The organism is Micromonospora sp. NPDC093244 (genome assembly GCF_040683695.1).
GTDB lineage: Bacteria > Actinomycetota > Actinomycetes > Mycobacteriales > Micromonosporaceae > Micromonospora.
In genome coordinates, this window is sequence record NZ_JBFBEO010000002.1 from 438,592 (window position 1) to 462,862 (window position 24,271).

General features: G+C 71.8%; 25 protein-coding genes and 1 tRNA gene. 16 read left to right on the top strand and 10 right to left on the bottom strand.

What is annotated here, in order from left to right:
* Nucleotides 1–394 precede the first annotated feature (394 nt).
* On the bottom strand, nucleotides 395–1,120 hold the full coding sequence (locus tag AB0N27_RS12030) for a YcnI family protein (RefSeq protein ID WP_364367269.1): 726 nt from the start codon (nucleotides 1,118–1,120) through the stop codon (nucleotides 395–397).
* Nucleotides 1,121–1,137: 17 nt separating this feature from the next.
* Nucleotides 1,138–2,808, bottom strand: coding sequence for a copper resistance protein CopC (locus tag AB0N27_RS12035; RefSeq protein ID WP_364367272.1), 1,671 nt, complete (start codon nucleotides 2,806–2,808; stop codon nucleotides 1,138–1,140).
* Between the two features lie 202 nt (nucleotides 2,809–3,010).
* Here AB0N27_RS12035 and AB0N27_RS12040 point away from each other — a divergent pair, with 202 nt between their 5' ends.
* From AB0N27_RS12040 to AB0N27_RS12055, 4 genes are read left to right on the top strand one after another with little or no spacing between them, the layout of a single operon-like run.
* Nucleotides 3,011–3,601, top strand: coding sequence for a sigma-70 family RNA polymerase sigma factor (locus AB0N27_RS12040; protein WP_364367275.1), 591 nt, complete (start codon nucleotides 3,011–3,013; stop codon nucleotides 3,599–3,601).
* 32 nt (nucleotides 3,602–3,633) lie between these two features.
* The gene (locus AB0N27_RS12045; protein WP_364367278.1) at nucleotides 3,634–4,158 is read left to right on the top strand and encodes a MauE/DoxX family redox-associated membrane protein; all 525 of its coding nucleotides are present in this window, start codon (nucleotides 3,634–3,636) and stop codon (nucleotides 4,156–4,158) included.
* Nucleotides 4,151–4,867, top strand: a complete 717-nt coding sequence (locus tag AB0N27_RS12050; protein WP_364367280.1) for a thioredoxin domain-containing protein — start codon at nucleotides 4,151–4,153, stop codon at nucleotides 4,865–4,867. The genes AB0N27_RS12045 and AB0N27_RS12050 overlap by 8 nt, the downstream gene beginning before the upstream one ends.
* Nucleotides 4,864–5,943: a hypothetical protein gene (locus AB0N27_RS12055; RefSeq protein ID WP_364367283.1), complete on the top strand. Its 1,080-nt coding sequence runs from the start codon at nucleotides 4,864–4,866 to the stop codon at nucleotides 5,941–5,943. The genes AB0N27_RS12050 and AB0N27_RS12055 overlap by 4 nt, the downstream gene beginning before the upstream one ends.
* A gap of 112 nt (nucleotides 5,944–6,055) precedes the next feature.
* Here AB0N27_RS12055 and AB0N27_RS12060 read toward each other — a convergent pair whose 3' ends face one another.
* Genes AB0N27_RS12060 through AB0N27_RS12075 form a run of 4 tightly spaced genes read right to left on the bottom strand, consistent with a single transcriptional unit; the run spans nucleotide 6,056 to nucleotide 8,716 of the window.
* A complete protein-coding gene (locus AB0N27_RS12060) occupies nucleotides 6,056–6,814 on the bottom strand; it encodes an ABC transporter ATP-binding protein (RefSeq protein ID WP_364367286.1) in 759 nt (252 codons plus the stop codon).
* On the bottom strand, nucleotides 6,811–7,581 hold the full coding sequence (gene cbiQ, locus AB0N27_RS12065; RefSeq protein ID WP_364367289.1) for a cobalt ECF transporter T component CbiQ: 771 nt from the start codon (nucleotides 7,579–7,581) through the stop codon (nucleotides 6,811–6,813). Before cbiQ ends, AB0N27_RS12060 begins: the two co-directional genes overlap by 4 nt.
* A gap of 14 nt (nucleotides 7,582–7,595) precedes the next feature.
* Nucleotides 7,596–8,003, bottom strand: coding sequence for a PDGLE domain-containing protein (locus AB0N27_RS12070; protein WP_364367293.1), 408 nt, complete (start codon nucleotides 8,001–8,003; stop codon nucleotides 7,596–7,598).
* On the bottom strand, nucleotides 8,000–8,716 hold the full coding sequence (locus AB0N27_RS12075; RefSeq protein WP_364367296.1) for an energy-coupling factor ABC transporter permease: 717 nt from the start codon (nucleotides 8,714–8,716) through the stop codon (nucleotides 8,000–8,002). Before AB0N27_RS12075 ends, AB0N27_RS12070 begins: the two co-directional genes overlap by 4 nt.
* A 180-nt stretch (nucleotides 8,717–8,896) precedes the next feature.
* Here AB0N27_RS12075 and bcp point away from each other — a divergent pair, with 180 nt between their 5' ends.
* A complete protein-coding gene (gene bcp / locus AB0N27_RS12080; RefSeq protein WP_364367299.1) occupies nucleotides 8,897–9,373 on the top strand; it encodes a thioredoxin-dependent thiol peroxidase in 477 nt (158 codons plus the stop codon).
* A gap of 134 nt (nucleotides 9,374–9,507) precedes the next feature.
* Here bcp and AB0N27_RS12085 read toward each other — a convergent pair whose 3' ends face one another.
* A complete protein-coding gene (locus AB0N27_RS12085; RefSeq protein WP_364370853.1) occupies nucleotides 9,508–9,831 on the bottom strand; it encodes a hypothetical protein in 324 nt (107 codons plus the stop codon).
* Here AB0N27_RS12085 and AB0N27_RS12090 point away from each other — a divergent pair.
* Nucleotides 9,712–9,999, top strand: a complete 288-nt coding sequence (locus AB0N27_RS12090) for an HNH endonuclease (RefSeq protein ID WP_364370643.1) — start codon at nucleotides 9,712–9,714, stop codon at nucleotides 9,997–9,999. The two genes, AB0N27_RS12085 and AB0N27_RS12090, sit on opposite strands and share 120 nt — an antisense overlap.
* A tRNA-Leu gene (locus tag AB0N27_RS12095) sits at nucleotides 9,990–10,066 on the top strand. Before AB0N27_RS12090 ends, AB0N27_RS12095 begins: the two co-directional genes overlap by 10 nt.
* A 118-nt stretch (nucleotides 10,067–10,184) precedes the next feature.
* Here the strand turns inward: AB0N27_RS12095 and AB0N27_RS12100 are convergent.
* The 3 genes from AB0N27_RS12100 to AB0N27_RS12110 all read right to left on the bottom strand — a co-directional run bounded on the left by AB0N27_RS12100 (nucleotide 10,185) and on the right by AB0N27_RS12110 (nucleotide 12,941).
* On the bottom strand, nucleotides 10,185–11,174 hold the full coding sequence (locus AB0N27_RS12100; RefSeq protein ID WP_364367303.1) for an expansin EXLX1 family cellulose-binding protein: 990 nt from the start codon (nucleotides 11,172–11,174) through the stop codon (nucleotides 10,185–10,187).
* A gap of 110 nt (nucleotides 11,175–11,284) precedes the next feature.
* On the bottom strand, nucleotides 11,285–12,103 hold the full coding sequence (locus AB0N27_RS12105) for an MOSC N-terminal beta barrel domain-containing protein (protein ID WP_364367306.1): 819 nt from the start codon (nucleotides 12,101–12,103) through the stop codon (nucleotides 11,285–11,287).
* Between the two features lie 4 nt (nucleotides 12,104–12,107).
* Complete coding sequence (locus AB0N27_RS12110; protein ID WP_364367309.1) at nucleotides 12,108–12,941, bottom strand: class I SAM-dependent methyltransferase; 834 nt, start codon at nucleotides 12,939–12,941, stop codon at nucleotides 12,108–12,110.
* A gap of 122 nt (nucleotides 12,942–13,063) precedes the next feature.
* On the opposite strand from AB0N27_RS12110, the gene AB0N27_RS12115 reads away from it, so the two are divergent.
* The 9 genes from AB0N27_RS12115 (at nucleotide 13,064) to AB0N27_RS12155 (ending at nucleotide 24,262) form a co-directional block, all read left to right on the top strand.
* On the top strand, nucleotides 13,064–14,131 hold the full coding sequence (locus tag AB0N27_RS12115) for an LCP family protein (RefSeq protein ID WP_364367312.1): 1,068 nt from the start codon (nucleotides 13,064–13,066) through the stop codon (nucleotides 14,129–14,131).
* A 245-nt stretch (nucleotides 14,132–14,376) separates the two neighbouring features.
* Nucleotides 14,377–15,681 carry a sugar transferase gene (locus tag AB0N27_RS12120; RefSeq protein WP_364370646.1) on the top strand — a complete coding sequence of 435 codons (1,305 nt, stop codon included), beginning with the start codon at nucleotides 14,377–14,379 and terminating at the stop codon, nucleotides 15,679–15,681.
* A gap of 129 nt (nucleotides 15,682–15,810) precedes the next feature.
* Complete coding sequence (locus AB0N27_RS12125; RefSeq protein WP_364367314.1) at nucleotides 15,811–17,064, top strand: hypothetical protein; 1,254 nt, start codon at nucleotides 15,811–15,813, stop codon at nucleotides 17,062–17,064.
* A 1-nt stretch (nucleotide 17,065) separates the two neighbouring features.
* Nucleotides 17,066–17,917, top strand: a complete 852-nt coding sequence (locus AB0N27_RS12130; RefSeq protein ID WP_364367317.1) for a glycosyltransferase — start codon at nucleotides 17,066–17,068, stop codon at nucleotides 17,915–17,917.
* The gene (locus AB0N27_RS12135; RefSeq protein WP_364367320.1) at nucleotides 17,914–19,002 is read left to right on the top strand and encodes a glycosyltransferase family 4 protein; all 1,089 of its coding nucleotides are present in this window, start codon (nucleotides 17,914–17,916) and stop codon (nucleotides 19,000–19,002) included. Before AB0N27_RS12130 ends, AB0N27_RS12135 begins: the two co-directional genes overlap by 4 nt.
* Nucleotides 18,999–20,465: a hypothetical protein gene (locus AB0N27_RS12140; RefSeq protein ID WP_364367323.1), complete on the top strand. Its 1,467-nt coding sequence runs from the start codon at nucleotides 18,999–19,001 to the stop codon at nucleotides 20,463–20,465. The genes AB0N27_RS12135 and AB0N27_RS12140 overlap by 4 nt, the downstream gene beginning before the upstream one ends.
* Nucleotides 20,453–21,364: a glycosyltransferase gene (locus tag AB0N27_RS12145; RefSeq protein ID WP_364367326.1), complete on the top strand. Its 912-nt coding sequence runs from the start codon at nucleotides 20,453–20,455 to the stop codon at nucleotides 21,362–21,364. The genes AB0N27_RS12140 and AB0N27_RS12145 overlap by 13 nt, the downstream gene beginning before the upstream one ends.
* Nucleotides 21,364–22,185, top strand: a complete 822-nt coding sequence (locus tag AB0N27_RS12150) for a glycosyltransferase (RefSeq protein WP_364367329.1) — start codon at nucleotides 21,364–21,366, stop codon at nucleotides 22,183–22,185. Before AB0N27_RS12145 ends, AB0N27_RS12150 begins: the two co-directional genes overlap by 1 nt.
* A 43-nt stretch (nucleotides 22,186–22,228) precedes the next feature.
* Nucleotides 22,229–24,262 (top strand): hypothetical protein, encoded by a 2,034-nt coding sequence (locus AB0N27_RS12155; protein WP_364367331.1) that lies wholly within the window; start codon nucleotides 22,229–22,231, stop codon nucleotides 24,260–24,262.
* Nucleotides 24,263–24,271: the final 9 nt, after the last annotated feature.

The following is a 24,271-nucleotide window of genomic DNA, read 5'->3' on the forward strand; positions in this document are numbered from 1 at the left end:
GCGTGCGGGCGTCCACCCGCAGCCGGGTCTGTGCGGTACGCGCGAAGGGCGCCTCCTGCCGCAGCAGCCTGTCGAGATCGCCGACGACGACGGCGTGCCCGGGCGCCCGGACCGTCTCGAAGCGGGCGGCGAAGGACCCGCCCGGGTCGGCGTGCCGGGTCACCAGCCAGAGCGCTCCACCGGCGAACAGCACCGGAATCCCGACGACCAACAGCAGCACTCCGGCGATCACCCGCACGAAACGCATTCGCACCGTCCCCCTCCGTAGCCAGATACCCGGCCGACCTTACCGACGTCGACCGTCTGATCAGGGGATATCCACGGCACGGCCAGTCCCGGCAGCGGAAAGCACTGGCCCGCCGGATGTCCGGCGGGCCAGTGGCTGCGCGGTGGGTCAGGACCTGGCGACCGGCTCCCGGCGGGTCCGGGCGAACGCCAGCCCGCCCAGCGCCAGACCGGCCAGCCCGGCGACGAGACCGGCGATCGCGAGGCCGACCGCGAGGCCGTCGCTCTCCTCGTCGTCATCGTCGTCGCGCGACGCCACGGCGGCGGACGGCGCGGCCGACGCCGACGGCGCGGCGGCCGTCAGGGTGAGCACCGGCGCCGGCTTCTCCGGCTCCTCGCCGCCCGGCTGCGGCTCGTCGATCCACCGAGACACGTTGCCGTCGGAGTACGTCTGGAGGGTCTTGAAGACCATCGACTCGACCTTCGGCAGCGGACCCATCGAGACCCCGAACTCCTGGAACTGGCCCGGCTTGACCGCGGCGTCCCCGGCGGCCGTCCAGGTGATCTTGGAGACCGCCTCGGTGATCTGGCTGCCGTGCACGTCGATCGGCGGATCCACCTTGCGCTTCTCCACCGCCACGGTCCATCCGGGCACCGGCTGCGTCGACACCGAGCCGACCGGGGCGTTCTCCGGCAGCACCACCTCCAGCTTGGTGGTCGACGCGGTGTCGCTCTCGTTCGGCACCCGGAACGCCACCCGGGCGTAGCCGCCCTGGGTGGCCTCCTTCGGGTTCACCGTGACGTGGGCGGACGCGGCCCCGGCGAAGCCGAGGACAGCGACGGCGGTGAACGCCAGGGCGGCAGCGGCGGTTGCGGTACGCCGGAGTCGGGTCATGGGTTTCGCGAACCTCTCTAACGGATGGGCACGGTGGCGGTCACCGTGGCCTGGTCGATGTCCGTCGTCCGGACAGTGATCTTCAACTGCCAGTCGCCGGCTGCCGGCAGGCTGACGTCGCCGTACGCGTGGTTGTCGACGAGCGGCAGCAGCGGGACGTCGATCGGCTCGATCCCGGCCGACGGCAGCGCCGCGGTGGCCTTCCACTCCGCGACGGGCAGCGGCTGCGACTGGTTGTCCGGGGCGTACGCGTACAGGTGGATCGAGTTGTTGCCGCGCTGCGCCGGGTCCAGTTCGACACGCAGGGAGTAGAGCGGGCTGGACAGGGTGGTGGTGAACAGGCCGGCCTGGGTGCCGGAGGGCTCCTCTACGGCGGTCCGGGCGGGTGTGGTCTGCACCAACGTCGCGGACAGGCCCAGCACCACGGCGGTGACTGCCAACTCCACCCAGACCGCCCGGCGCACCGGCACCGGCCGCTGCGCGGCGACGCGTCGACGCACCATCTGCCGGGAGTACGCGGCCACGGCGATGACGATCGCGAACAGTCCGATCTTGGCCAGCAGCAGGCGCCCGTAGGTGGTGCTGACCAGGGCGTCGAGGGTGGCCACCTCGATCAACGCCTGGACGGTGCCGGCCAGCAGCAGCGCCGAGACGGCGAGCGCCGCCCACCGGGACCAGATCGGCAGGATCGCGCCCAGCTCCCGCTCGTCGGCCTGGCGCAGCAGGAAACCGGCGAGCATCAGCAGACCGCCCAGCCAGACCGCCATGCTGCCGAGGTGGACCGCGTCGACGACCACCGACACCGCCGGCGCCGGGGACGCCGCCGGGTGCCCGGCCAGCGGCCAGGTCAGCAGCGCGGCCGCGCCCAGCACGGCCAGGATGATGGCGTCCGCGCGGCCGGCCGGGCGGGCCAGCATCGGCCGGAGCAGGAACGCCGAGGCCGCCAGCAGGCCGAGCCGGACCAGATGGGCGGCGCCGAAGGCACTGCCGAACACGCTGCCGAACCCCTCGCCGGTCACCGCGAAGATGCCACCACCTGCGGTGTAGGGCACCTGCAACCACAGGTCGGCGATGGTGGCCAGTGCCACCAACCCGAGGCCGGTCCAGGCCAGCCGGCTCGGCCCCCGCCGGGAGAGCCGCCGCGGCCACAGCGCGGCCAGCACCAGCACCGGCCCGACCAGCAGCACCAGGCCGGCGTAGCCGAGGAAACGGGCGACCTTCACCGCGTTGACCACCACCGGGTTGGCGCGGCTGTCGTTGCCGGCGTCGACAGGCGGGGTCGAGGGCGCGCCCACCGAGTAGGTGAAGGCGCCGGAGACCGGGTGGCTGTCGGCGGAGATCACCCGGAAGGTGACCAGGTAGGTGCCGCGCCCGCCGGACGGATCCACCGGGATGGTCACCACGGCGCCGTCGAACGACGGCTCACCCCGGTCGGCCCGGGAACCGTCCGGCGCGATCACCCGCACCTTGTCGGGGACCTTGCGGACCGACTCGGTGAACGTGAGGACCACCTCGGACGGCCCGCTCGGCACCACCGCGGAGGCCGCCGGGCTGCTGCTCGACAACACCGCGTGGGCGCTGGCGGGGGTGGCCGGTGCGATCAACAGGGCGACGACGGTGACCAGGAGACCGGCGGCTGCGGCCAGCCGGGCGATCCAACGGCGGGGGGCGACAGTCATGCCGGCCATGGTCGCCGACCGACGTGGCTCTCGGCGACCCGAGGCGGGTGAACGGCTCACCTGCGCCCAGCCACCAGCGCCGCGCGTACCTGGTCGCGTGTCATGAGCAGGTAGTCGGCGCGGCGCGGGGAAAAGTTCCCGACGTGGCGCAGACCATCCAAGGGCCGAAGGACCCTGACGCTCCGCCGGGCGCCGCGTAACCTGGGTTGTCGTGATCCCTGTCCCGCGTGACACCGGCGCCTCCGGTCCGACCGAGCCGACAGGTGACGCCGTCCGGGATCCGGCGACCGAGTGGGCGTTGACCGCCCGTGACGGTGATCCGGCCGCTCAGGCCGCCTTCGTCCGGCTGACCCAGGCCGAGGTCTGGCGCTTCGCCGCGGCCCTGGTCGACACCGACAGCGCCGACGATCTGACCCAGGAGACCTACCTGCGGGCGTTCCGGGCGCTGCCGGCGTTCGAGGGTCGCTCCACCGTCCGCACCTGGCTGCTCGGCATCGCCCGGCGGGCCTGTGCCGACCACCTGCGGACAGTGGTACGCCGTCGCCGGCTCGACGAGCGGTTGACGGCGAACGCGTACACCGACAGGCCGCATCCCGACCCGGCCGGGCAGTTCGGCGCCAGCGACCTGGTTCGTCGGTTGAGCGCCGAGCGGCGTGCCGCGTTCGTGCTGACGCAACTGCTCGGCCTGTCGTACGCGGAGGCCGCCGCGATCGAGGGGGTGCCGGTGGGCACCATCCGTTCCCGGGTCGCGCGCGCCCGTGACGAGCTGGTCGAGGCGGTCGGCGACGCCCTGGCCGGCTGAACGCGGAACTTCCGGCGGAGACAGGACGACAAATGAGCGTGACAGCACCCCCCACCCGGGCCGGCCGCTGGCCCGTCGTCCGCCCCTGGCTCGGCGTCGCGGCCCGGCTCGGCCTCGCCGCCGTCTGGCTGATCGCCGGCGCGTCGAAGGTCGGCGACCTGGCCGCGTCCGGGCGGGCCGTCAACGCGTACCAGGTGCTGCCGTACGACGTGGCGACGGTGATCGGCGCCGCGCTGCCCTTCGTCGAGCTGGCGCTCGGCGTGCTCCTGCTGCTCGGATTGGCCACCCGGCTCGGCGCGGGGGTGTCGGCCGTGCTGCTGGTGGTCTTCATCGCGGGAATCGCCTCGGCGTGGGCGCGTGGCCTCTCCATCGACTGCGGCTGCTTCGGCAGCGGCGGGCAGCTCGCCGAGGGACAGGCACCCAGTTACCTCCCGGAGATCCTGCGCGACCTGGGATTCTTGGTACTGGCCGGATTTTTGCTGATCTGGCCGCGTACGCCCGTATCGGTGGACGGGTGGCTGTCCGGCGAACCCGCTGTGGAGGACGAGGATGAGTAGTCGCAAGGGGCAGCGGGACGCCGCCCGGGTGGTCCGCGAGCAGCTGGCCCGCGAACGGCGCCGCCGCCGCACGATCTGGGTGTCCGTCGCCGCCGTCGCCGTGCTGATCATCGCCGGCGTGATCGGCTGGGGCGTCTGGTCCAGCCAGAAGTCGGACACCTTCACCACCCCGCCCGGGGCGAACGCCGACGGCACCGGCATCGTCACCGGCGGCGGGCCGGTCACCGTCGACGTCTACGAGGACTTCCTCTGCCCGGCCTGCAACCAGTTCGAGCAGACCAGCGGGCCCACCCTGGAACAGTTGGTGGCCGAGAACAAGGCGAAGGTGGTCTACCACCCGGTGGCGTACCTCAACCGCTTCTCCACCACCGAGTACTCGACCCGCTCTTCGGCCGCCTCCGGCTGCGCGGCGGCCGGCGGCAAGTTCCGGGAGTACGCCAAGGCGCTCTTCGCGAAGCAGCCACCGGAGGGCAGCGCCGGGCTCAGCAACGACGAGCTGATCGACATCGGCGCCGGGGTGGGGCTCGACCGGGGCTCGTTCGGGGGCTGCGTCAAGGACGGCACCTACCGGACGTGGACCGCGCACGTCACCGACGAGGCAAGCCGCAGCGACGTCACAGGCACGCCGACCATCCTGGTCAACGGCCAGCCGCTTGCCGACCGCAGCCCGCAGGGTCTCACCGCGGCCGTGGCGGCGGCCGGCAAGTGATCCGTACCCTGCTGGCCCGTGCCGGCCTGGTCGCCGCCGCCGCCTGCGTGGCCACACTGGTCACCGCGGCGCCCGCCTCCGCGCACGGCGCGGACGCCCCGAACGGCACCGACTACCGCACCCGGGCCGCCGGCGTCACCCCGGCCCGGCCCGGTCTTGAGGTACGCGTCGTCGAGGCGGGCGCCCGCCTGGAGCTGACCAACCGCACCGGCCGCCCGATCGAGGTGCTCGGCTACTCAGGTGAGCCGTACCTGCGGATCGGCCCGGACGGGGTGTACGAGAACAGCCGCTCCCCGGCCACCTACCTGAACCGCACCCTCGCCGGGGACACGGCGCTCCCCGCCGACGCCGACCCGGCTGCGCCCGCGTCCTGGCGGCGGATCGCCGACGGGGAGACGGCGCGCTGGCACGACCAGCGCGCCCTGTGGCAGGAGTCGGCTCCGCCGGAGGCGGTACGCGCCGCGCCGGAACGCGAACACCGGGTCCGGGACTGGACGGTGCCGCTGCGCGACGGCACCGCCCCGCTGCGGATCGACGGCACGTTGGACTGGGTGCCGCCGCCCGACGCGTACACCTGGTGGGCGGTGACCATCGTGGGACTGCTCGCCGTGGGGGCGCTCGGCCTGCTCGCGGCCGCCTCCCCCGCCGGCGCGCGGGCGCTGTCCGCCCTCGGTGTGCTGCTGATCGTCGGCGGGGCGGTGGCCGTGGTGTACCCGGTCGGCCGGGAGCTGGACGCCGGCGCCCACGGTGTCGGGGGCGTGCTGGTCGGGCTGCTGTCCGGGCAGGTCTGGTCGCTGCTCACCGGCCTCGGCGCGATCGCCGCCGGCTGGTACGCGCTGGCCCGCCGGCCGGGAGCCGACTTCGTGGTCGCGCTGGGCGGGGCCTGCCTGGCCCTCCTCGCCGGCACGGCGAACGCCGCCGTGTTCGCCAGGTCCATCGCCCCGGTGCCGTGGGCGCCCGAAGCAGCACGCGTGATGGTCGCGGCGGTGCTCATCACCGGCGCCGGCGCGACGGCCGCCGGCGTCCTGCGCCTGCACGCCACCTCCCGCGCCGCCGCACCGGCCCCCACCCCCTGACCACCGCGACCTTGCAGTTTCTGAGTGTGTTTTGCGGCTCTGGACCCCAATTGTCGGGGCAGAAACTGCAAGATCGACGGGGCTGGGGCTGGGGCTGGGGCTGGGGCTGGGGCTACGCCGGCGGGGTGAAGCCGTGGGGGAGTTCCAGGCGGTGCTTCGCCAGCAGGGTCTCATCGCCCAGCAGGTCGCGGGTGGGGGCGTCGGCGACGATCCGGCCACCGTCCAGGATCACCGAGCGTTCGCACAGTTCCGCCGCGTACGGCAGGTCGTGGGTCACCATCAGCAGCGTCACCGGCAGGCCGTGCAGGATCTCGGCCAGCTCGCGGCGGGCCGCCGGATCCAGGTTCGACGACGGCTCGTCCAGCACCAGGATCTCCGGGTGCATGGCGAGGACGGTGGCCACCGCCACCCGGCGGCGCTGCCCGAACGAGAGGTGCTGCGGCGACCGGTCCCGGTGCTCGCCCATCCCCACCGCGGCCAGTGCCTCGTCGACCCGGGCGGACAGCTCCGCCCCGCGCAGGCCCAGGTTGGCCGGCCCGAACGCCACATCCTCGGCCACGGTGGGCAGGAACAGCTGGTCGTCCGGGTCCTGAAAGACGATGCCCACCCGACGGCGCACCTCGGACAGGGTGGCCCGGTCCGGTGTGACGGTCAGCCCGCCGACGCTCACGCTGCCCTCGGTAGGCGTGAGGATGCCGTTGAGGTGCAGCACCAGTGTGGTCTTGCCGGCGCCGTTGGGCCCGAGCAGCGCCACCCGGTCGCCGCGCGGCACCGTCAGGTCGACGCCGTGCAGGGCGACGTGCCCGTCCGGGTACGCGTACCGGACACCACGAACGTCCAGCGAGACAGCGGTAGGCACGACTCCGATCATGTCAGCACGACGGCGGTGGCGGCGATGGAGGCCGCCACCACAGGCACTGTTGCCGCGACCAGCCACTGACCGGCGGTCGCCGCGCCGTCGCCCTGCCACACGGCCGGCATCCGCCCGGTGTAGCCCCGGGACAGCATCGCCAGGTAGACCCGCTCCCCGCGCTCGAAGGCGCGCAGGAACAACGCGCCGATCCCGGCGGCGAAGCCGCGCAACTGCCACAGGAAACGCGGGTCGTCGCCCCGGGAGATCCGGGCCACCCGCATCCGCCGCGCCTCGCCGACGAGCACGTCGAGGTAGCGAAGCATGAACGTGGCGATCTGGGTGAGCACCTGCGGGCAGTGCAGCCGGTCCAGCCCCACGATCAGGTCGCGGGTGGTGGTGGTCGCGGCGAGCAGCAGCGAGGCGAGGACGCCGAGAGTGCCCTTGGCCAGGATGTTCCACGCGCCGTGCAGCCCGTCCTCGGACAGCCGCAGGCCCAGCACCTCGACCCGCTCACCGGTGCCCAGGAACGGCAGCGCCACGGCGAACAGCACGAACGGCAGCTCGATCAGCGCCCGGCTGAGCAGCCACCGCGGCCCCACCCGGGCCAGCGCCCCCACCAGGGCCACCAGCAGGGCGTACGCGCCGAACGCCCAGAACGCCTCGCGCGGGGTGGCCACCACGGCGATGGTGAAGACCACCATCGCCACGATCTTGACCTCGGGCGGGAGCCGGTGCACAGGCGAGTCCGACTCGCGGTACAGCACGTGCCCGTGACCGGCACCCATCCGCGTACCCCTGCTCAGTTCGTCGCTTCGGCGCGGGTCGCCGTCGCGTCGCCGTCGGCGGGCGTCGGGTCGCCGTCGGTAGGCGTGCCGCCCCGGCGGCGCAGCAGCCAGAAGAGGCCACCGCCGATCGCGAAGGTCACCAGCACACCGAGGACCCCGGACAGGCCCGTGGAGAGGAAGCTGTTCTCCACGCCGCGTACGCCGTAGTCGGCGAGCGGGCTGTCCCCCAACTCGTGGTCCTTCGCCTGCTGGGCGGGGCAGCTGCCGGCGACGATGTTGTCGTCGGCGTCGACCGTGCAGCCCTTGAGCAGGGACGAATCGAGCCCGTCCGGGTGGGACGAGGCGTAGTTGCTCACCACTCCGGCGAGCAGCAGGGCGACCAGCAGGCCGCCGGCCAGGAAGGCCCAGGAACGGTTCTTCATCGGACACCTCCGGCGACCGGGACGACGGGAGCGGCGGGCGTACGCAGGGAGCGCAGCGCGTACACCAGGTCGGGGCGCACCTTCGCGACGGTGAGCACGGTGGTCGCGGTGATCAGGCCCTCGCCGATGCCGATGAGCAGGTGGACGCCGGCCATCGTGCCGGCCAGCCCGGCCAGGTTGCCGCCGAGGTCGGTGGTGCCGCCGAGCCAGTACTGCACGACGAAGCCCTGGGACGCGACGACCACGCTGAGCATGGCGGCGACGAAGGCGGTCACCGCCAGGCCGGCGGGCGTACGGGGAAGCACCCGCAGCAGCAGGGCGATGAGCAGGTACGCCGCCGCGGTGCCGAGCAGCGCCATGTTGGTGATGTTGAGGCCGAGCATCGCCACGCCGCCGTCGCCGAAGATCAGCGCCTGGACGACGAGGACGACTGCCACGCAGAGCGCGCCGACCCACGGGCCGACGAGCATGGCGGCGAGCGCGCCACCGAGCAGGTGACCGCTGACCCCGGCCGTGAAGATCGGGAAGTTGAGCATCTGGACGGCGAAGATGAACGCTGCCACCAGGCCCGCCATCGGTGCCAGCCGGTCGTCCAGGTCGCGCCGGGCGCGCAGGACACAGAAGGTGAGCGCGGCAAGTGCGAGTGCCGCGAAGACCCCCGCGACGGGACCGTCGATGATCCCGTTCGAGATGTGCATCGCCAGTGTTTCCACGCGACCTCCCACGCGTCAGCGGACCCGTGCGGGGCCGACCGGGTCAGCCTATTTCCCCAACCTCGTTGTTGCCAGACTCTGGCAACAAGGCATGGTGTTGATCACCTCGGGCTGCCCGGGGCCGCAGCCGCTCGCGCCGGTGGCGACGGCACCGCCCGACCCCGGCGGTAGGGTCGGGCCATGACCACGCCCGACCGCCTCTCCCCCGGTGACCCCGCCCCCGAGTGGACCCTGCCCACCGACACCGGCGACCAGCTCTCCCTCGCCGACCTGCGCGGCCGCAAGGTCGTCCTGTACGCCTACCCGGCGGCCATGACCCCCGGCTGCACCAAGCAGGCGTGCGACTTCCGCGACTCGCTCGCCTCCCTCCAGGCGGCCGGCTACGAGGTCGTCGGCATCTCCCCGGACAAGCCGGAGAAGCTTGCGAAGTTCCGCGACCGGGACGCGATCACCTTCCCGCTGGTGTCGGACGTCGACAAGGCGGTGCTCACCGCGTACGGCGCGTACGGCGAGAAGCAGCTCTACGGCAAGACCGTGACCGGGGTGATCCGCTCCACCTTCGTCATCGACGGCGACGGAAAGATCGAACGGGCGCTCTACAACGTCAAGGCCACCGGCCACGTCGCCAAACTCCGCCGCGACCTCGGCCTGGACTGACCTGTCACACCAGGCCGCTACCGTCCGTTGATGGTTCGGTACAAGTACACGCCCGAGTCGCTTGCGCAAGCGGCCGCCGCAGCACGCAACATCACCGAGGTGATGCGATTGCCGGCGTACGCGTCAGTGGTGGCTCACACGCCCACATCAGCCGTCAGCTCAAGAGATTCGGCATCGACACGTCGCACTTCACCGGGCAGGCGCACAACCGAGGCGTACGTTGGCGGCGCAAATCCCCCGAAGACCTGCTGGTGGTGCTGCCCGCCGACTCCCGTCGGATCCCAGGCCTTCGACTCAAACGTGCCCTGGCAGCAATCGGCCTTCCCGAGAACTGCGAGGTGTGCGGCACCGGGTCGACATGGCAAGGGGCCAAGCTGACGCTGCATGTCGACCACATCAACGGCGATTTTCTCGACAACCGACCGCGCAATCTCCGTCTGCTGTGCCCCAACTGCCACAGCCAGACCTCCACGTACGCCGGGCAGCGAAGGCCTGTCCGCGTCGACGCCGAGGTGGTCTACGATCCTGACGCGGTTACTCCCACAGGCTTTCGAATAGGCAGACGGCTGCCTCGTCGGCAAGAATGGCCGTGGATGCTTGTGGAGTACAGCTTCATGGGGCCGTAGCCCAACGGCAGGAGGCATGCGGTTTAGGTCCGTACCAGTGCGGGTTCGAATCCCGCCGGCCCCACCACAAGTTCGGTCGGCGACCGTCGTCGACGCGTCACTGTCGCGCGGTTGCTGGCGCGGCATACCCCCGGATCGGCACGAAATCCTGATGTGGCTCGACCTGACACCGACCGGCTGACCGGTCAGCCACACCAGCGGGCCGTCGCGCCGGCCGGACGGGCCGAGGGCGTCGCGGCGGCCGGTGCGCTCGCCCTCGCGACCTCGACCGGGCGGGCCGGTGTCGGCGTGCCGCCGGCCCGGGTGGCAGACGGCCGGGCCGAGGCGGGCTTCCGCGAACTGGTCGGCGCGCCGGGCCCGTACATGCGGATCACGCTCGTCTGGACCTGGCCGGGCGCCATCCGGATCCCCGAGGCGGTGACCCGGTTGCCGTACACGTCGCTGACCCGGACGCTGAACGGCCCGGCGCCGGCGCCTGACGGAATCAGCCAGTAGTTGTAGTCCTGCCGGGCTGTCGACCGCCACGGGCCGCTGTCGCCCTGGCGGACCTCGACGGAACGCAACGGGTTGCCGTGGTTGCCGACCCGGACGGCGAACCAGAACTGCGACGCGCCCTCCTTGATCCGGAAGGTGAGAGGGCCGGGTAGCGGCGGGTTGACCACCGCGCGGTAGGTGACCGGTACGAGGCCCTGGACCGGGTTGGCGATCCGGGCGAACGCCTCCCGGGACAGGTCGAGATGCCCGGGTTCGCACTCCGGGCACTGGTCCATGACGAGCACCCGGACGGTGCCCTTCGGGCCGGTGACGTCGAGGAATCCGCCGCAGGCGGCACCCGCCGCGTACTCGCTCGGGCCGAGCGCGACGTAGAGCCGGTTGGCGGGCGCGGCCGGGTTCGAGCAGTTGCCGCCGGCGCCGTTGGAGTCGTAGAAGGTGGCCTTGCCGCTGTGCGTGGCGGTGCCGGTGGGCGGCGCGGCGCCGAGTGTGCGGCCGGCCGCGCAGGCCGGGGCCGAACCGGAGCGCAGCGCCAGGCTGAGCCCGAGCGTCGCCGCGAGGACCGTGACGCCGGTGGCGACCAGCCAGGACAGCGGACCGGACGAGGTCGCGGGCCGGTCGTCGGGAACCCGGTCCAGGTCGATGTCGATGTCGACGACCGCGGGAGCGCTTCCGTCCGTCACGACGGCGATGGTGCCGGAGGTGTGAGCAGCCGGACAAGCGGGCTAAGCCAAAGCTAAGACAGCGTCGACGGACGGTGACCGGGACGTGCCGGCGGCGACAGGCCGGCCGGTCAGGGCTCGACGACGACCCGGTCGCCCACCGCCAGTGGTCCACCGTCGACAGGCACGAGGTGCAGTCCGAACAGGAGCTTTTTGTCGATTCTGCGGTGGCGCGCGAGGGTGCGCAGGGGCTCCTTCGCGCGTACCCCCGTCTCCTGGTCGGTGGTGGTCACCACGCAGCGGTCGCACGGCCCGGCGGCGCGCATCAGCAGGCCGCCGACGCGCAGCGACAGGCCGGCCCAGCCGTCCTCGGCCCAGGCCGGCGCTCCGTCGACCACCAGGTTGGGCCGGAACCGGGTCATCGGCACCGGCTCCTCCCCCGCCTCGGCCAGCCAGCCGTTGAGCGCGTCGAGCGAGGCGGTGTTCGTCAGCAGCAGCGGGTAGGCGTCGGCGAAGCTGACCTGGTCGCCGGTGTCGTACTCACGGCTCCCGGCGGCCAGGTGGCGGGTCGGTCGGGCCAGCCAGACCAGCCGGACCTGCCGGCCGAGCAGCGCGCCGAGCCAGGCGTCGGCCACCGGACCAGCCGCCACGGCGGGGACGGACAGCTCGCGTCCGCGGAAGGTCCGCACCAGCACCTGCTCGCCACCGGCCGGCTCGGGCACGTCGAGGTCGGGCCGCCCGTCGGCGCGCAGCGTCAGACCACCCGGGCGCACGCCTGCGCGCAGGTCGACCAGCCGGGTCGTCTCCCGCTGGGTGACGCCGACGCCGTCGGCGTCCACCACCATCCAGCGCCGGTCGCCGGCCAGGCCCCACGCCTGCACCGACGCGCCGTCGTGGTCGACCCGGTGACAACCCTTGACCGGGTACGTGTGGATCGAGCTCAGCCGCACCCGGCTACCATGCCACGCCGATGCCGTCGCCCGGATACCAGTGGTCTGCCGGGCTCTCCCGGTAGGCGAGGAACCGTCGGCCGGTGCGCTCGGCGTGCTCGGCGAGCACGTTGGTGCTTGTGACGTTGTCGGTGAGCAGGATCGCGCCGGAGGCGAGCTTCGGTTCCACCGCGTCGAACTCACGCTTCTCGTGGGCGCGGCTGTGGTCGCTGTCGTGCAGGAACAGGTCGACCTGCCGGTCGAGTGCCCCGATCGAGGTGATCGAGTCGCCGATCACCAGGTCGACGACCTCGGACCAGGGCGCGCCGGCGGCGAGGTAGCCGGCCTCCGGGTTGATGTCCAGCGAGGTGACCCGACCGGGGTGGCCCTCCTGCGCGTTGCGCAGCAGGGCGGCGGCCAGGACGCAGGTGCCCAGCCCCTTGTCGACGCCTGTCTCGACCACGTGCGCGGGTCGGGTGGCCCGGACGATCGCGTACCAGCCGACCCGGCGGGCGTAGCGCACGCGCCTGTCGGCGAGGCCGCGGCGGGCGGCGCCTGCGGTGGCCCGCTCGATGTGCTCGCGCAGCGCCTGGTCGGACTCGATCTCGTCGATCCACGCGCGGACCTGCTTGACCGGCTGGTCGCAGACCACGCTGACGAACCAGGCCAGGTGCTGGCGGCTGAGCTTGGTCAGCTCGTACGTGTAGTTGTGGTGCTCGCGGGACGTCACCAGCCAGCGGGCGGAGACGCGGAGCACGCGCGCGTCGTGGCGGGCGACCCGGGCGAACCGCTTGGGGAAGGCGGCGACGGGCGCGAAAGGCGTACGGGCGATGGCCCGGCGCAGCTTCGATGGGTCCACGGCTGTTTCATACCAGTTCCGGGGCACCACGTGCCGGAAAAAGATTTCAGTCGTCAAACGGACCCATGTGGACCGCCTTTGGGGTACGTGAGCGTAACCCGCGATCAGTAGCATCGGAGTTCATGCGGTATCGCCAGGGGCACGCGGAGCCCGAGACCCAGTTCATCGAGGCACAGCCACCATCGGAGCCGACGCCTGAGGCGCCACCGAAGCGTCGCCGGTGGAAGAAGGCCCTGCTGATCACCCTTGCGGTTCTGGTGCTGCTCGCCGGGGGCGGCGTGCTCGCCGGAGGGCTCTACTACCGTTCGGTGAACAACGGGATCGAGCGTGTGGACGCCTTCGACGGCGTACCGGAGGCCGAGCGCCCGCCGGTGGTCGAGAAGGCCAAGGGCGCCCTGAACATCATGATCCTGGGCAGCGACTCGCGGGACCCGGAGAGCGACGCGGGCTCCCGTACCGACACGATCATCCTGGCCCACATTCCGAAGGACCACTCCAGCGCCCAGCTCATCTCGATCCCCCGGGACACCTGGGTGAACGTGCCGAAGTCGCCGCAGGGTCGCGGCGGCCGGGACGCGAAGATCAATGCGTCGTTCGCCTGGGGCGGCGTTCCACTGATGGTGCAGACGGTCGAGAAGTTCACAGGCGTGCGGGTCGACCACGTGACGATGGTCGACTTCGGCGGTTTCAAGGAGATCGTGGACGCCCTCGGCGGCATCGACGTGGACGTCGAGAAGGGCTTCACCACGCTGTACGCCCTCAACGGCAGCCGGACGTTCGCCGCCGGCCGGCAGCGGATGGACGGCGCCGCTGCTCTCGACTACGCCCGGGAGCGCCACGCCTTCCCCGAAGGCGACTTCGCCCGGATCCAGCACCAGCAGCAGGTGATCAAGGCGATTCTCGACAAGGCGGCGTCCGGCGGCACGCTCGCCAACCCGGCCAAGCTCAACTCCTTCGTGCAGGCGACGGCGGATGCGGTGGCGGTGGACAAGTCGCTCAACATGCTGGACCTCGCCTCCGATCTCCGAGGGCTGCGCAGCGGCAACCTGACGTTCCTGACCTGCCCCACCAAGGGCACCGGGACGATCGGCGGCGAGAGCGTGGTCCTGGCCGACAAGGAGAAGGCCGCACGGGTCTTCGAGGCGGTCCGGAGCGACAACGTGCCGGAGATTCTGTCCGCCGCGAAGTAGTGCCCGCCGACCACGGTGGCGTGTCCCGACCGAGCTGACGTTCGGTAGCCGTTCTGGTCGCGGTCTCCACACGGGCGATCACGGGGAGGTTCACAGTGTCAAGCCAGCCGACGACCAGCCCATCCCCCGTGCCCCAGACCCGGCAGCCGGAGACCGGGGCGGAGCCGGCCGGCCTGAGCACCACGGCCGTCCTGCCGTACGCCCGTTCCCGCACGTCGTCGCGTACCCGGTGGCTGCGGGCATGGATGGTGACCGCGCCCGTTGACGTCGTCGCGCTCGTCGCCCCGCTGGCGCTGAGCCACGACTACTGGAAGGGCACGCTGGCGAACGCCGCGCTGACGGTGGCCCTCTTCGCGGCCGGGGGCCTCTACCGGCCGCGCCGGCACGTGAGCATCCTGGACGAGCTGCCAGTCCTCTGCGGGCGCCTGCTGGCCTCCGCCGCGATCGTGGCGATCATCGCGGCGGAGCGCCACTCGTCGGTGACCTACGTGGGCGGGTTCATGCGGGGTGTCGCGCTGTCGGCGGGCCTCGTGATCCTCGGGCGGGCGGCCAGCCGGGCGTTCACCGTCCTGTCCCGCAAGCGCCGCTGGGCGGAGCACAACGCGATAATCGTCGGCGGTGGGCCGATCGGCGTCGAACTCGCCCGCCTGCTGCGCCGCTACCCGCAGTACGGCCTGCGGTTCGTCGGCTGCGTCGACGCCCCGTCCCGCCAGGACACAGCGGTGCTGCCGTTGAGCGGCACCCTCTCCGACCTCGAACACCTCGTCCGGTTGCTGGAGTGCGAGGTGCTCGTCATCGCCGATCCGGACTGCCACGAGTCCACGCTGATGGAGACCCTGCTGCGACCCCGCAGCTCCCGATGCGACCTCTGGGCGGTGCCCCGCCTGTGGGGGTCCCGCTCGCACAGCGGCTACCCGGACCACATCGGAGCGTTCCCGATTGTCAAGATCAGGGACATCGCGCTCACCGGCCCCCGCTGGGCGATCAAGAGGGCTTCCGACATCGTGTTCGCGGCGTTCGCCCTCATCCTGTTGAGTCCGCTGCTGCTGCTCTGCACGATCGCCACGTTCGTCGACGGCGGCCCGGGGATCTTCTTCCACCAGGAGCGGATCGGCAGGTACGGCAAGCCATTCAACGTCATCAAGTTCCGGACCATGCACCCGGTGAACAACCACGAGTCGCAGACCAACTGGTCCATCGCGTACGACCAGCGGGTCCGGCCGATCGGCCGGTTCCTGCGCCGGACCTCGCTCGACGAGTTGCCACAGCTGTGGAACATCCTGCGCGGCGACATGAGCGTGGTCGGGCCGCGGCCGGAGCGGCCGTACTTCGTCGAGAAGTTCTCCGCCGAGTACCCGACGTACGCGGCACGGCACCGCGTCCCCGTCGGGCTCACCGGCCTTGCCCAGGTCAGCGGCCTGCGGGGCGACACTCCGATCTCGGACCGGGCCCGGTTCGACAACTACTACATCGAGAACTGGTCACTGTGGTTGGACGTCAAGGTGGTGCTGCGTACGGTCGCGGAGGTGTTCCGTGGCGGCGGGCGTTGATCCGCAGCACCGGCCCCGCTCGGTGCGGCCATCGACGTGGTTGCGGGTGCCGGAGCGTTCGGGTAGACAGTGCCAGCGGTGTGGACCTCGTCGTCCCCGCCGGTGTGCCGCACCACCCGGGGGAGACGAGTGAAGAGCGTGTCGGTGTCCAACGCCGGTCGGTCGTCGCCGAACGACACTGACGTTCCCGCGCCCGGTCCCCTCCGGCGGCTCGTCGCGCCGGAGCGCCTGTACCTCGCGGCCCTCGGTCTGACCGGCCTGGCGGCGGTCGTGTCGGTGGCCCTGCCCGCCGCCGAGCGCGGTGAGCTGTCCGCGAACATGGTCAGCGCCACGCTGGGCGCGGCCGTCGGCGGGCTGTCGCTGGACACCTTCCTGTTGTCGCGTCCGGCGGGTTGGGTCTTCTCCCGTGGACGGGTGTGGGTCCTCGCGATGTTCGTGACCTCGGTGCTCCTCTCCGCGGTCGCCGCCGCGCTGCTGACGGCGCTGAGCGGGATCGGCAGCTACCTGATCGGTGTGGGCTCCGCCGCCGGTCTGACCATCGCCAACACGGTCTCGTCGATCGCGTTGCGGCAGCGGAGTTTCCTCGCCGTCTACTCGATGCGCGCCGCGAGCGGCGCCGTCCTGGTCGGTGGTTACCTGGCGCTGCTCACCACCGGGCACCTCGACGGCGGTGTGTGGAGCGTCGTCTGGCTCGCCGTCCAGTGGGTGACCGCGTTTGCCGTGTGCGCTCTGGTGCTGGGGATGGTCCGGCGGGCCGGGCCCGCGCCGGCACCGACGGCCGACGCGCTTGACTACCGCTCCGACCTGCGCGCGGTCGGCAACCTGCACACCGGGATCTTCGCGCAGATGATGACGCTGCGGTTCAACCAGATTCTGGTGGCCAGGTTCGTCGGTGCCGGGCCGCTCGGTGTGTACGCCCTGGCGGTCGCGGCGCTGGAGTTCGCACAGGCCGGTGCCGTGGTGCGCGCCCAACGGATCCTCGCCGACCGGAACGTCGACGCGTCGGCGCACCGGGCGGCGCCCGTGGTCCGGTCGGCTGTTCCGGTGGCCCTGGCCGCCGTGGCGGCGTTGGCCGTGCTGGGGTTCCTGCGGCCGGAGTACCGGCTCGCCTGGGTCCTGGGGCTCTGCCTCCTGCCGGGGACGCTGGCCGCGGCGGCCGGCAAGACCTGGAGTTCCCTGCTGTTGAAGAAGCGGGGCGAGAGGGCGACGACGGTCGCGGCGGTCATCACCCTCGTCGTCGCGATCACCGCCTACTTCGGGGTCATCCCGGTGGGCGGGGTGATCGGAGCGGCGCTGGCCTCGTCGCTCGCCTACGCCGTACACGCCTTCATCTCTCGTGCGAGCTTGCGACGGTCGCGGCCGCGGATCCCTGGGACGGTATGAGTTGGATGTCTCGATTGTGGTCCTCGCCTGGGAGGACTACGACCGCACGCGCGCCTGTGTGCTGTCGTTGCCCCGCGAGGCGGAGATCGTCGTGGTCGACAACGGCAGCTCGGACGACATCCGCCAGGCACTCGAGGAGTTCTGCGCCCGGCAGGGCGTCCGCTACGTCCAGTCCGGCTCGAACCTGGGCTACGCCCGGGGGATGAACCTGGGTGTCCGGCACACCACCAGGGCGAACGTCATCCTGTCGAACAACGACATCATCGTGCGCGAGGGGGCCGTCGAGCGTCTGCTGCGGGCACTCGACGACCCCACTGTGGGTGCCGCCTTCCCGGGTGTCGTCGCCCCGTCCGGCGAACCACGGACGGAGGGCGGACGCTTCCTGAGCGTGCCCGTCGGGCTCGCCCACGCCACCGGTCTGAGCATGGTCCTGCCGAACCTGCGGATCATCGCCGACCCGGCGACGGCGGACTGGCTGACCGGGCCGTTCGTCGCGCTGCGGCGCAGCACCCTCGACGCGATCGGCGGCGTCGACGAGACGTCGTTCTTCTACGGCGAGGACATGCGCCTGTGCTGGGCGGTGCAGCAGCGCGGCCTGCGCCTGGCGTACGTGCCGGACGCGGTGATCATGCACGAGGACGACGCCACCGCCAGGCGGCGCTGGACCGAGGAGGAGATCTCCCAGCGGCGGACGCGTGAGCTGATCCGGGCCACCCGGCAGATGGCCGGCCGGCGGGGTCAGATCGCCGGCGCCGCCTTCGTGGTCGGGGTGCTGCTGCGCGCGGCCGTCGGCCCGAGCCCGGTACGGCGGGCGATCGCACGGGGCGCCGTCGAAGGACTGCGTGCCCGATGAAGGTGCTGTTCGTCTGCACCACCGGCGGGTCCGGCCGGCGCCAGTTCGGCGGCGCGGAGCGGATCCTGACGGAGATCATCCCCGCGCACGCGCGGACCGGCGTCGACGTCGTCGCCGCCACCTCCGACGACGAGGTGGGCGCCTCCCTGCGGGAGTCCGGAGTTCCGTGGGTCAACCTCGGCGCCGCCCGCCGGGTCGACCCGGGGTACGCCCGTTCGCTTCGGCGTCTCGTCGACGAGGTCAGGCCGGACGTCGTCTGCGCGCACCTGCTGTCCGCGGCGATGCACTCGCGGGCCGCCCTGGCCACCGCACACCGCGACACACCACTTGTGGTCACCATGCACACCAGCCTGTGGCAGTTCCTCGACACGGCGCCCTCGGTGGCGCGCCGGGCCAGCATCCAGTCGAACATCACGCTCGACCTGCTCATGCGCCGGCTGCGCCCGCACGCGAGCGTGGCCGTGTCCCAGTTCGAGGCGGACGAGCTGCGCAACCGGGGCCACGTCCGGAACGTCCACGTGATCCCCAATCCCCTCCCGGCTGCCTGGCCCGCGCCGGCACCGACGCCACCGGAGTCCCGGCGGCCCGTGGTGGGTTACCTGGGCCGGTTGGAGCCCGAGAAGGGCGTCGACCTGATACCCGACGTCGCGTCGCTCATGACGGACACCGACTTCACCGTCGCCGGCACCGGGGCACTGGCCCTGGCCGCCCGACCGAACGTGGAAACCGTCGGCCGGGTCGACGCCGCCGACTTCCTGCGCCGGATCGACTGTCTCCTCGTGCCGTCCCGGGTCGAGGCCTTCGGCCTGAGCGCCCTGGAGGCGCTGTCCCTCGGCGTACCGGTGGTCCACTCCGGCGCGGGAGGTCTCGCCGAGGTGACCCGGCACGCGGCCGGAACGCTGGCGTTCCAGAGCGCCCTCACCCCCTCGTCGATCGCCGCCACGATCCGCCAGGCCGTCGCGACGGCCACCGTCGAGCAGCGGCGCACCGTCGCGGACCGGTACGCGAGGGAGTACGCCTTCGACCGGTGCGTCACGCGGTGGCAGAGCCTGTACCGGTCACTCCTCACGAGGAACGCAGAATGATCTTCCAGAAGTACCTGACCGCCGGGCTGTGGGTGGCCGCGGTCGCCGTCGTCGTACCGATCTACCTGGTCGACGCGGCAGCCGGAACGGTGGCGGCGTTCGCGGCCGTCGCGGTCATCGCGGTGCGGTCCGCGCTGTGGCTCGCGGTGTGCTCCGCCGCGTGGTCGCTCGTCTTCCTCGCGGTGATCACGATTCCGGGCCCGTACGACTCCCCGGCCGGCCGGGCCGTCATCCCGGTGCTCGGTGTCTTCGTCGGTTGCTTCCTCGCCGCCTGGTACGCCGGTCGGTGGCTGGCCGGCCGTGGTCGGCCCGCCCTCGCCGAGCCGTCGAAGGCCCCTCCACTGTGGTGGATCCAGCCGGCGGGCCAGGACCGGCCCTCCGCCACCACGACGGCCCCCGCGAGCCGGTCGCCGCGTCCCACGTTGCGGTGGCCGTCGGATCGTCGCCTCACGGCCTTCCTGCTCGTCGTGCTGGCCGTCGCGGTCATCGGGGGTGCGCTGAAGTTCCACGGCGCGGTGCCGCCGCTCTTCGCCGACAACCCGGACGTCGCCCGCGCCGAACTGGGCCTCAGGTCGAACATCGTCGTGGGCCTGCTGGCGGAGGCGTGGACGTTGGGCATGGCGATCTCCCTCCTGCGGGTGCTCAACGGCAGGTCCGAGGGCCGCTGGCGGTACCTGCTGCTGGTCGTGGTCTTCACGTTCGGGGCGGCACTCGGCGCCAGCAAGAACTCGGTGCTGGTCGGGATCGTCCCGGCGCTCGTCGCGGCGCTCTCCACGCGACGCGAGTCGGGCGGCATGAGTGTCCGGCACCGGCAGATCGCGGCCCTGGTCGTGGTCCTGGTCGGCCTCGGGGTCGTGGGCGGCGCCGTCTACCTGGGTGGGCAGCGCACCCTGGCCGGCACCGGCACCTTCGAGGACCAGTTCCGGGCTCAGTACGGCGGCAGCGCGCTCTCCACAAGTGTCGGGTCGCTCGACCTGTCGCTCAGTTCGTCGGTGGAGACGTTCGGTCGCCTCTGGGAGCACCGGGACGAGTACGACCCGGCGTGGGGGCGGTACTCGCTGACCTTCACCGGCTCGATCGGCGAGCGGCTCCTCGGGCCGGTCGACCTCTACCAGATCACCGGTGGGCTCAGCCAGCCGTTCTACATGAACACAGCGACCTTCGTGGCGGTGCCACTGATGGACTTCGGACCGGTCGGCGCGGGAGTGGCGCTGGCCCTCACCGGGTTGATCGTCGGTTTCGCCGAACGGCGGCTCAGCGAGGTCCCCAGCCCGGCGCACCACATCGGGCGGGCGTTCCTCATCTACTACGCCACCTTCGGCGTCTACGAGTTCTACCCGGTCATCCAGCCGTTCTGGCTGTCCCTCGTCCCCGGGATCATCGCGTTCTACCTGGTCAGCAACCCCTCCAGGCTGGCGCTGCCGGCCTGGCCGAAGCTGGTGACGCCGACGTGGAAACGCTGACGATCGTCACGGTGCTCTACCGGTCCGCCGGCATGCTCGCCGAGACGCTGCCGACCTGGGTACGCAGCGCCGAGGGCCTGCCCGTGCGGTTCCTCTTCGCCGACAACTCGCCGGAGGACGGCTGTCGGAAGATCATCGCCGACCACCTGGACGACGACCGCTACGAATACCTGCCCGACGCCGCGAACCCGGGCTTCGCGACCGGCTGCAACCGGGCGGTGGCGCGCACGACGACGAGCCACGTCCTGCTGCTGAACCCGGACGTCTGGCTGCCCGAGGGCGCCCTCGCGACGCTCTGCGCGACCATCGCCGAGGTCACCGGCGCGCCGATCGCGGTCGGTCTGTCCATGCACGGCGGCGAGTACGTCGGCATCGACCTCAACCCGATCTCGCTGTTCATCGACCGGCCGGCCACCGCGACGAGAGGCCCGCTGGGTCCGTCGGGCGGAGCCGCCGTCTTCCCGGTCGAGCTGTTCCGACGGTTCGGCGGCTTCTACGAGCACCTGTTCGCCTGGGGTGAGGACGCCGACCTGGCCTTCCGCCTCTACGCGTCCGGGGTGCGCACCCACCGGTCGGAGCTGGTCCTGCCGCACGCCGGCGGGCACAGCGTCGAGGGTGACCACACGTTGCAGGCGTTCCGCGCGTTCCTGCTGGCCCGCAACCGGCTCCTGGTCGCGGCCCGCACCTTCACCTGGCCACTGATGCTCGTGGCGATCCCGGCGCTGGCCCTGGCGCACCTCGCGCTGGCCGTCCGCCGGGTGCGTCAGGGCCTGCTGCGACCGTTCCTGCGGGGGGTGGGCGAGGGCCTGCGGGGCGGGCCGCGCGCCCGTCGGCAGTGGCCCGGCGAACGGTTCGGCTTCGCAACCCTGATCAGCTACCTGAGAGTTCGGAGAGCGTGATGACGGGACGACGCTGGAGTGTCGTGACGGTCACCTACAACTCGGCGCGGACGCTGCGCGCCTGCTGGCGGGGCGGGGCCAGACCGTACGAGTGGATCGTCGTGGACAACTGCTCCTCCGACGACTCGGTGGCCGTGGCGCAGGAGCTGGGCGCCCGGGTCGTCCGGCTACCGGAGAACGTCGGCTTCTCCCGGGCCAACAACATCGGGCTCCGCGAGGTGGTGGGCGAGTACGTCCTGTTCGCCAACCCGGACCTGGAGATCAACCCGACCGAGGGGTTCACCGTCCTGGAGGGACACCTCGACGCGCACGGCGGACTGGCCGCGCCGCAACTGCTCTCCGCGGACGGCGTACCGCAACCGAACGGCCGCGGCTTCCCCTACGCCACCGCCAAACTGGGCAACCGGAAGATCTGGCCGTTGTCCCGGTTGCACGCCTCGTACCGGTTGACTGCCGCACCCGGCGAGGCGGTGTGGGTGGCCTGGGTCATGGGCGCCGCGGTCGCCGCACGGACCAGGGACTTCATCGACCTGGGCGGCTGGAACGAACAGTTCTTCCTCTACTACGAGGACCACGAACTCGGCCTGCGCGCCTGGCGCGGCGGACATCCGGTGGCGCTGCTCGGCGACGTGCGGTGGACACACCACTGGGGCCGCGCGACCAACTCGTTGCGCTGGTCCCGGGCACACACACTTGAACTGCGCAGCGCCCGGACGTTCTTCGGCATGTTCCCGGAGTTCCTGACCGGGCTTCCACCGGCGCCGCGCCGGCACCGGCAGGCGGCCCGTCTGGTCGGCTCTCCCGTCCCGAACGGCCGCTGACCGCGGTCCAGGACTCTGACGCGCGATGACGAGAGGGGCTCCGATGGCAGTGACCACCGCCGACGGTCCGCTCCCCCGGGCAGCGCCACCGGAGGTCCGCGACCGGGTCGCGCGGCTCGGCCGCTCCTTCCTGCGCGGCATCTGGCTCTTCCCGGCCCTGCTCACCGTCCTGCTGACGGTGCTGACCGTCCTCCAGATCAGCGGCTCGTCGATAGGCGTCTACCAGTCGATGCTCTACGGGTCGCAGCACGACGCGAACCTGCTGGCCAACGAGCCACAACCGATCCGGTCCGACGAGTGGATCGTCAACACCCAGCTGACCATCGCGCAGGACGCCGCCGGATACCCCCGGATCAACCCCAACATGGGGCAGGGCGCGGACGTCTCAGTGGTCCTGGACGTCCCGTACAAGGACTGGTCGGCCGCGTTCCGGCCGCACAATCTGGCGTTCCTGGTGCTCCCGCTCGACTACGCGTTCGCGTTCAAGTGGTGGCTCATGGCGGTGCTGCTCATCCTGAGTGGCTACTTCTTCGTGCTGGTGCTGATACCGGACCAGCGCTGGCTCGCCGCCGGGTTGTCGTTGACGCTCTTCTTCAGCCCGTTCGTGCAGTGGTGGTACCAGTACATCACCGTCGGACCGCTGTACTACGCCCTGTTCATCGCGACAATCTTCGTCCTCGTGCTGCGGTCGACCCGGCTGCTCGCCACCGTCGCCTGGGCGGCGCTGCTGGCGTACCTGCTCACCTGCTTCGCGCTCGTCCTCTATCCGCCCTTCCAGATTCCCTGCGTCCTGGCGCTGGCGGCCTTCTGCGTGGGCCACCTCGTCGAGCGGTACACCGCCCGGCGTGACCCCCTGCTGCGTCACCTGGGCCTCGTCGCCGCGTCGATCGTGGTCGCGGGCATCCTGGTCGCCCTGTTCGTCACCACCCGGCTGGACGCCATCAACGCGGTCCTGCACACCGCCTACCCGGGCCAGCGGCTAACCCGCAGCGGCGGCTTCGACCTGGCCCACCTGTTCTCCGGACACACCAGCCTGGGCCTGGAGTCGAGCCGCTCGGCGGCGCAGTACACCATCCCGGACAAGGGCCTGACCAACCAGAGCGAGAACTCCAACTTCCTGCTCGTCCTGCCGTACCTGACCGTGCCGTGTCTATACCTGCTGTACCGGTCACACCGGAGCAGGCGCGTCGTCGACTGGCCGCTGCTGCTGGTCAACCTCGCGTTCCTGGGGGCGCTCGCGTGGCTGTACGTGTCCCACCTGGACGCGTGGGGCCGGCTGCTGTTCCTGGACCGGGTACCGCACACGCGGCTGCTCATCGGCATCGGCCTGCTCAACTTCATCGGGCTCGTGCTGTTCGTCCGACTGCTGCGCGACAAGCGGTCGGCGCTGCCGGGTCGTACCGTCGTCATCGGCTACACGCTGGCGCTGCTGCTCGTCCAGGCGCTCCTCAGCCTGCACGTGGTGCGGGCCTTCCCCGGCTTCCTGGGCCTCGGCGGCTTCGTCCTGTCGCTCGTTCCGGTGCCGTTTGTGGTGTATCTGACGCTCCGACGCCGCTTCACCTGGGCCGCGTCGGTCCTGCTGGCGTTCTCGGTCGCCATGACGGCCTTCATCCACCCGCTCTACCGGGGTACGGCCATCCTGACCCAGACACCGCTGTCCCGGACCATCCGGGCCATCACCGCCGACGATCCGGACGCCAGATGGGCGGCGGAGGTGGGCATCGTCCAGAACTTCGCCGCCATGAACGGCGCCCCGTCCCTGTCCGGCGTCTTCGCGTACCCGCAGTCGCAGCTGTGGCGGAGCGCCGCCGTGCAGGACCAGCAGGAGTACGTCGTCAACCGCTACGCGCACGTCTGGTTCACGTTCGACCGGAACCCCGCCGTGATGGTGACGACGACCTTCACCCTCACGGCGGCGGACCACTTCCTGGTCAACACCGAGCCGTGCGGCCCCTTCCTCCGGCAGAACCGCGTCACGTACCTCGTGACTGGCACCGAGATCAACGAGTCCTGCCTGAAGCTGCGGGCCACGATCCGCTATCCGGCTGCCACGTTCCTCATCTACGAGTTCTGGTAGGGCAGCCGC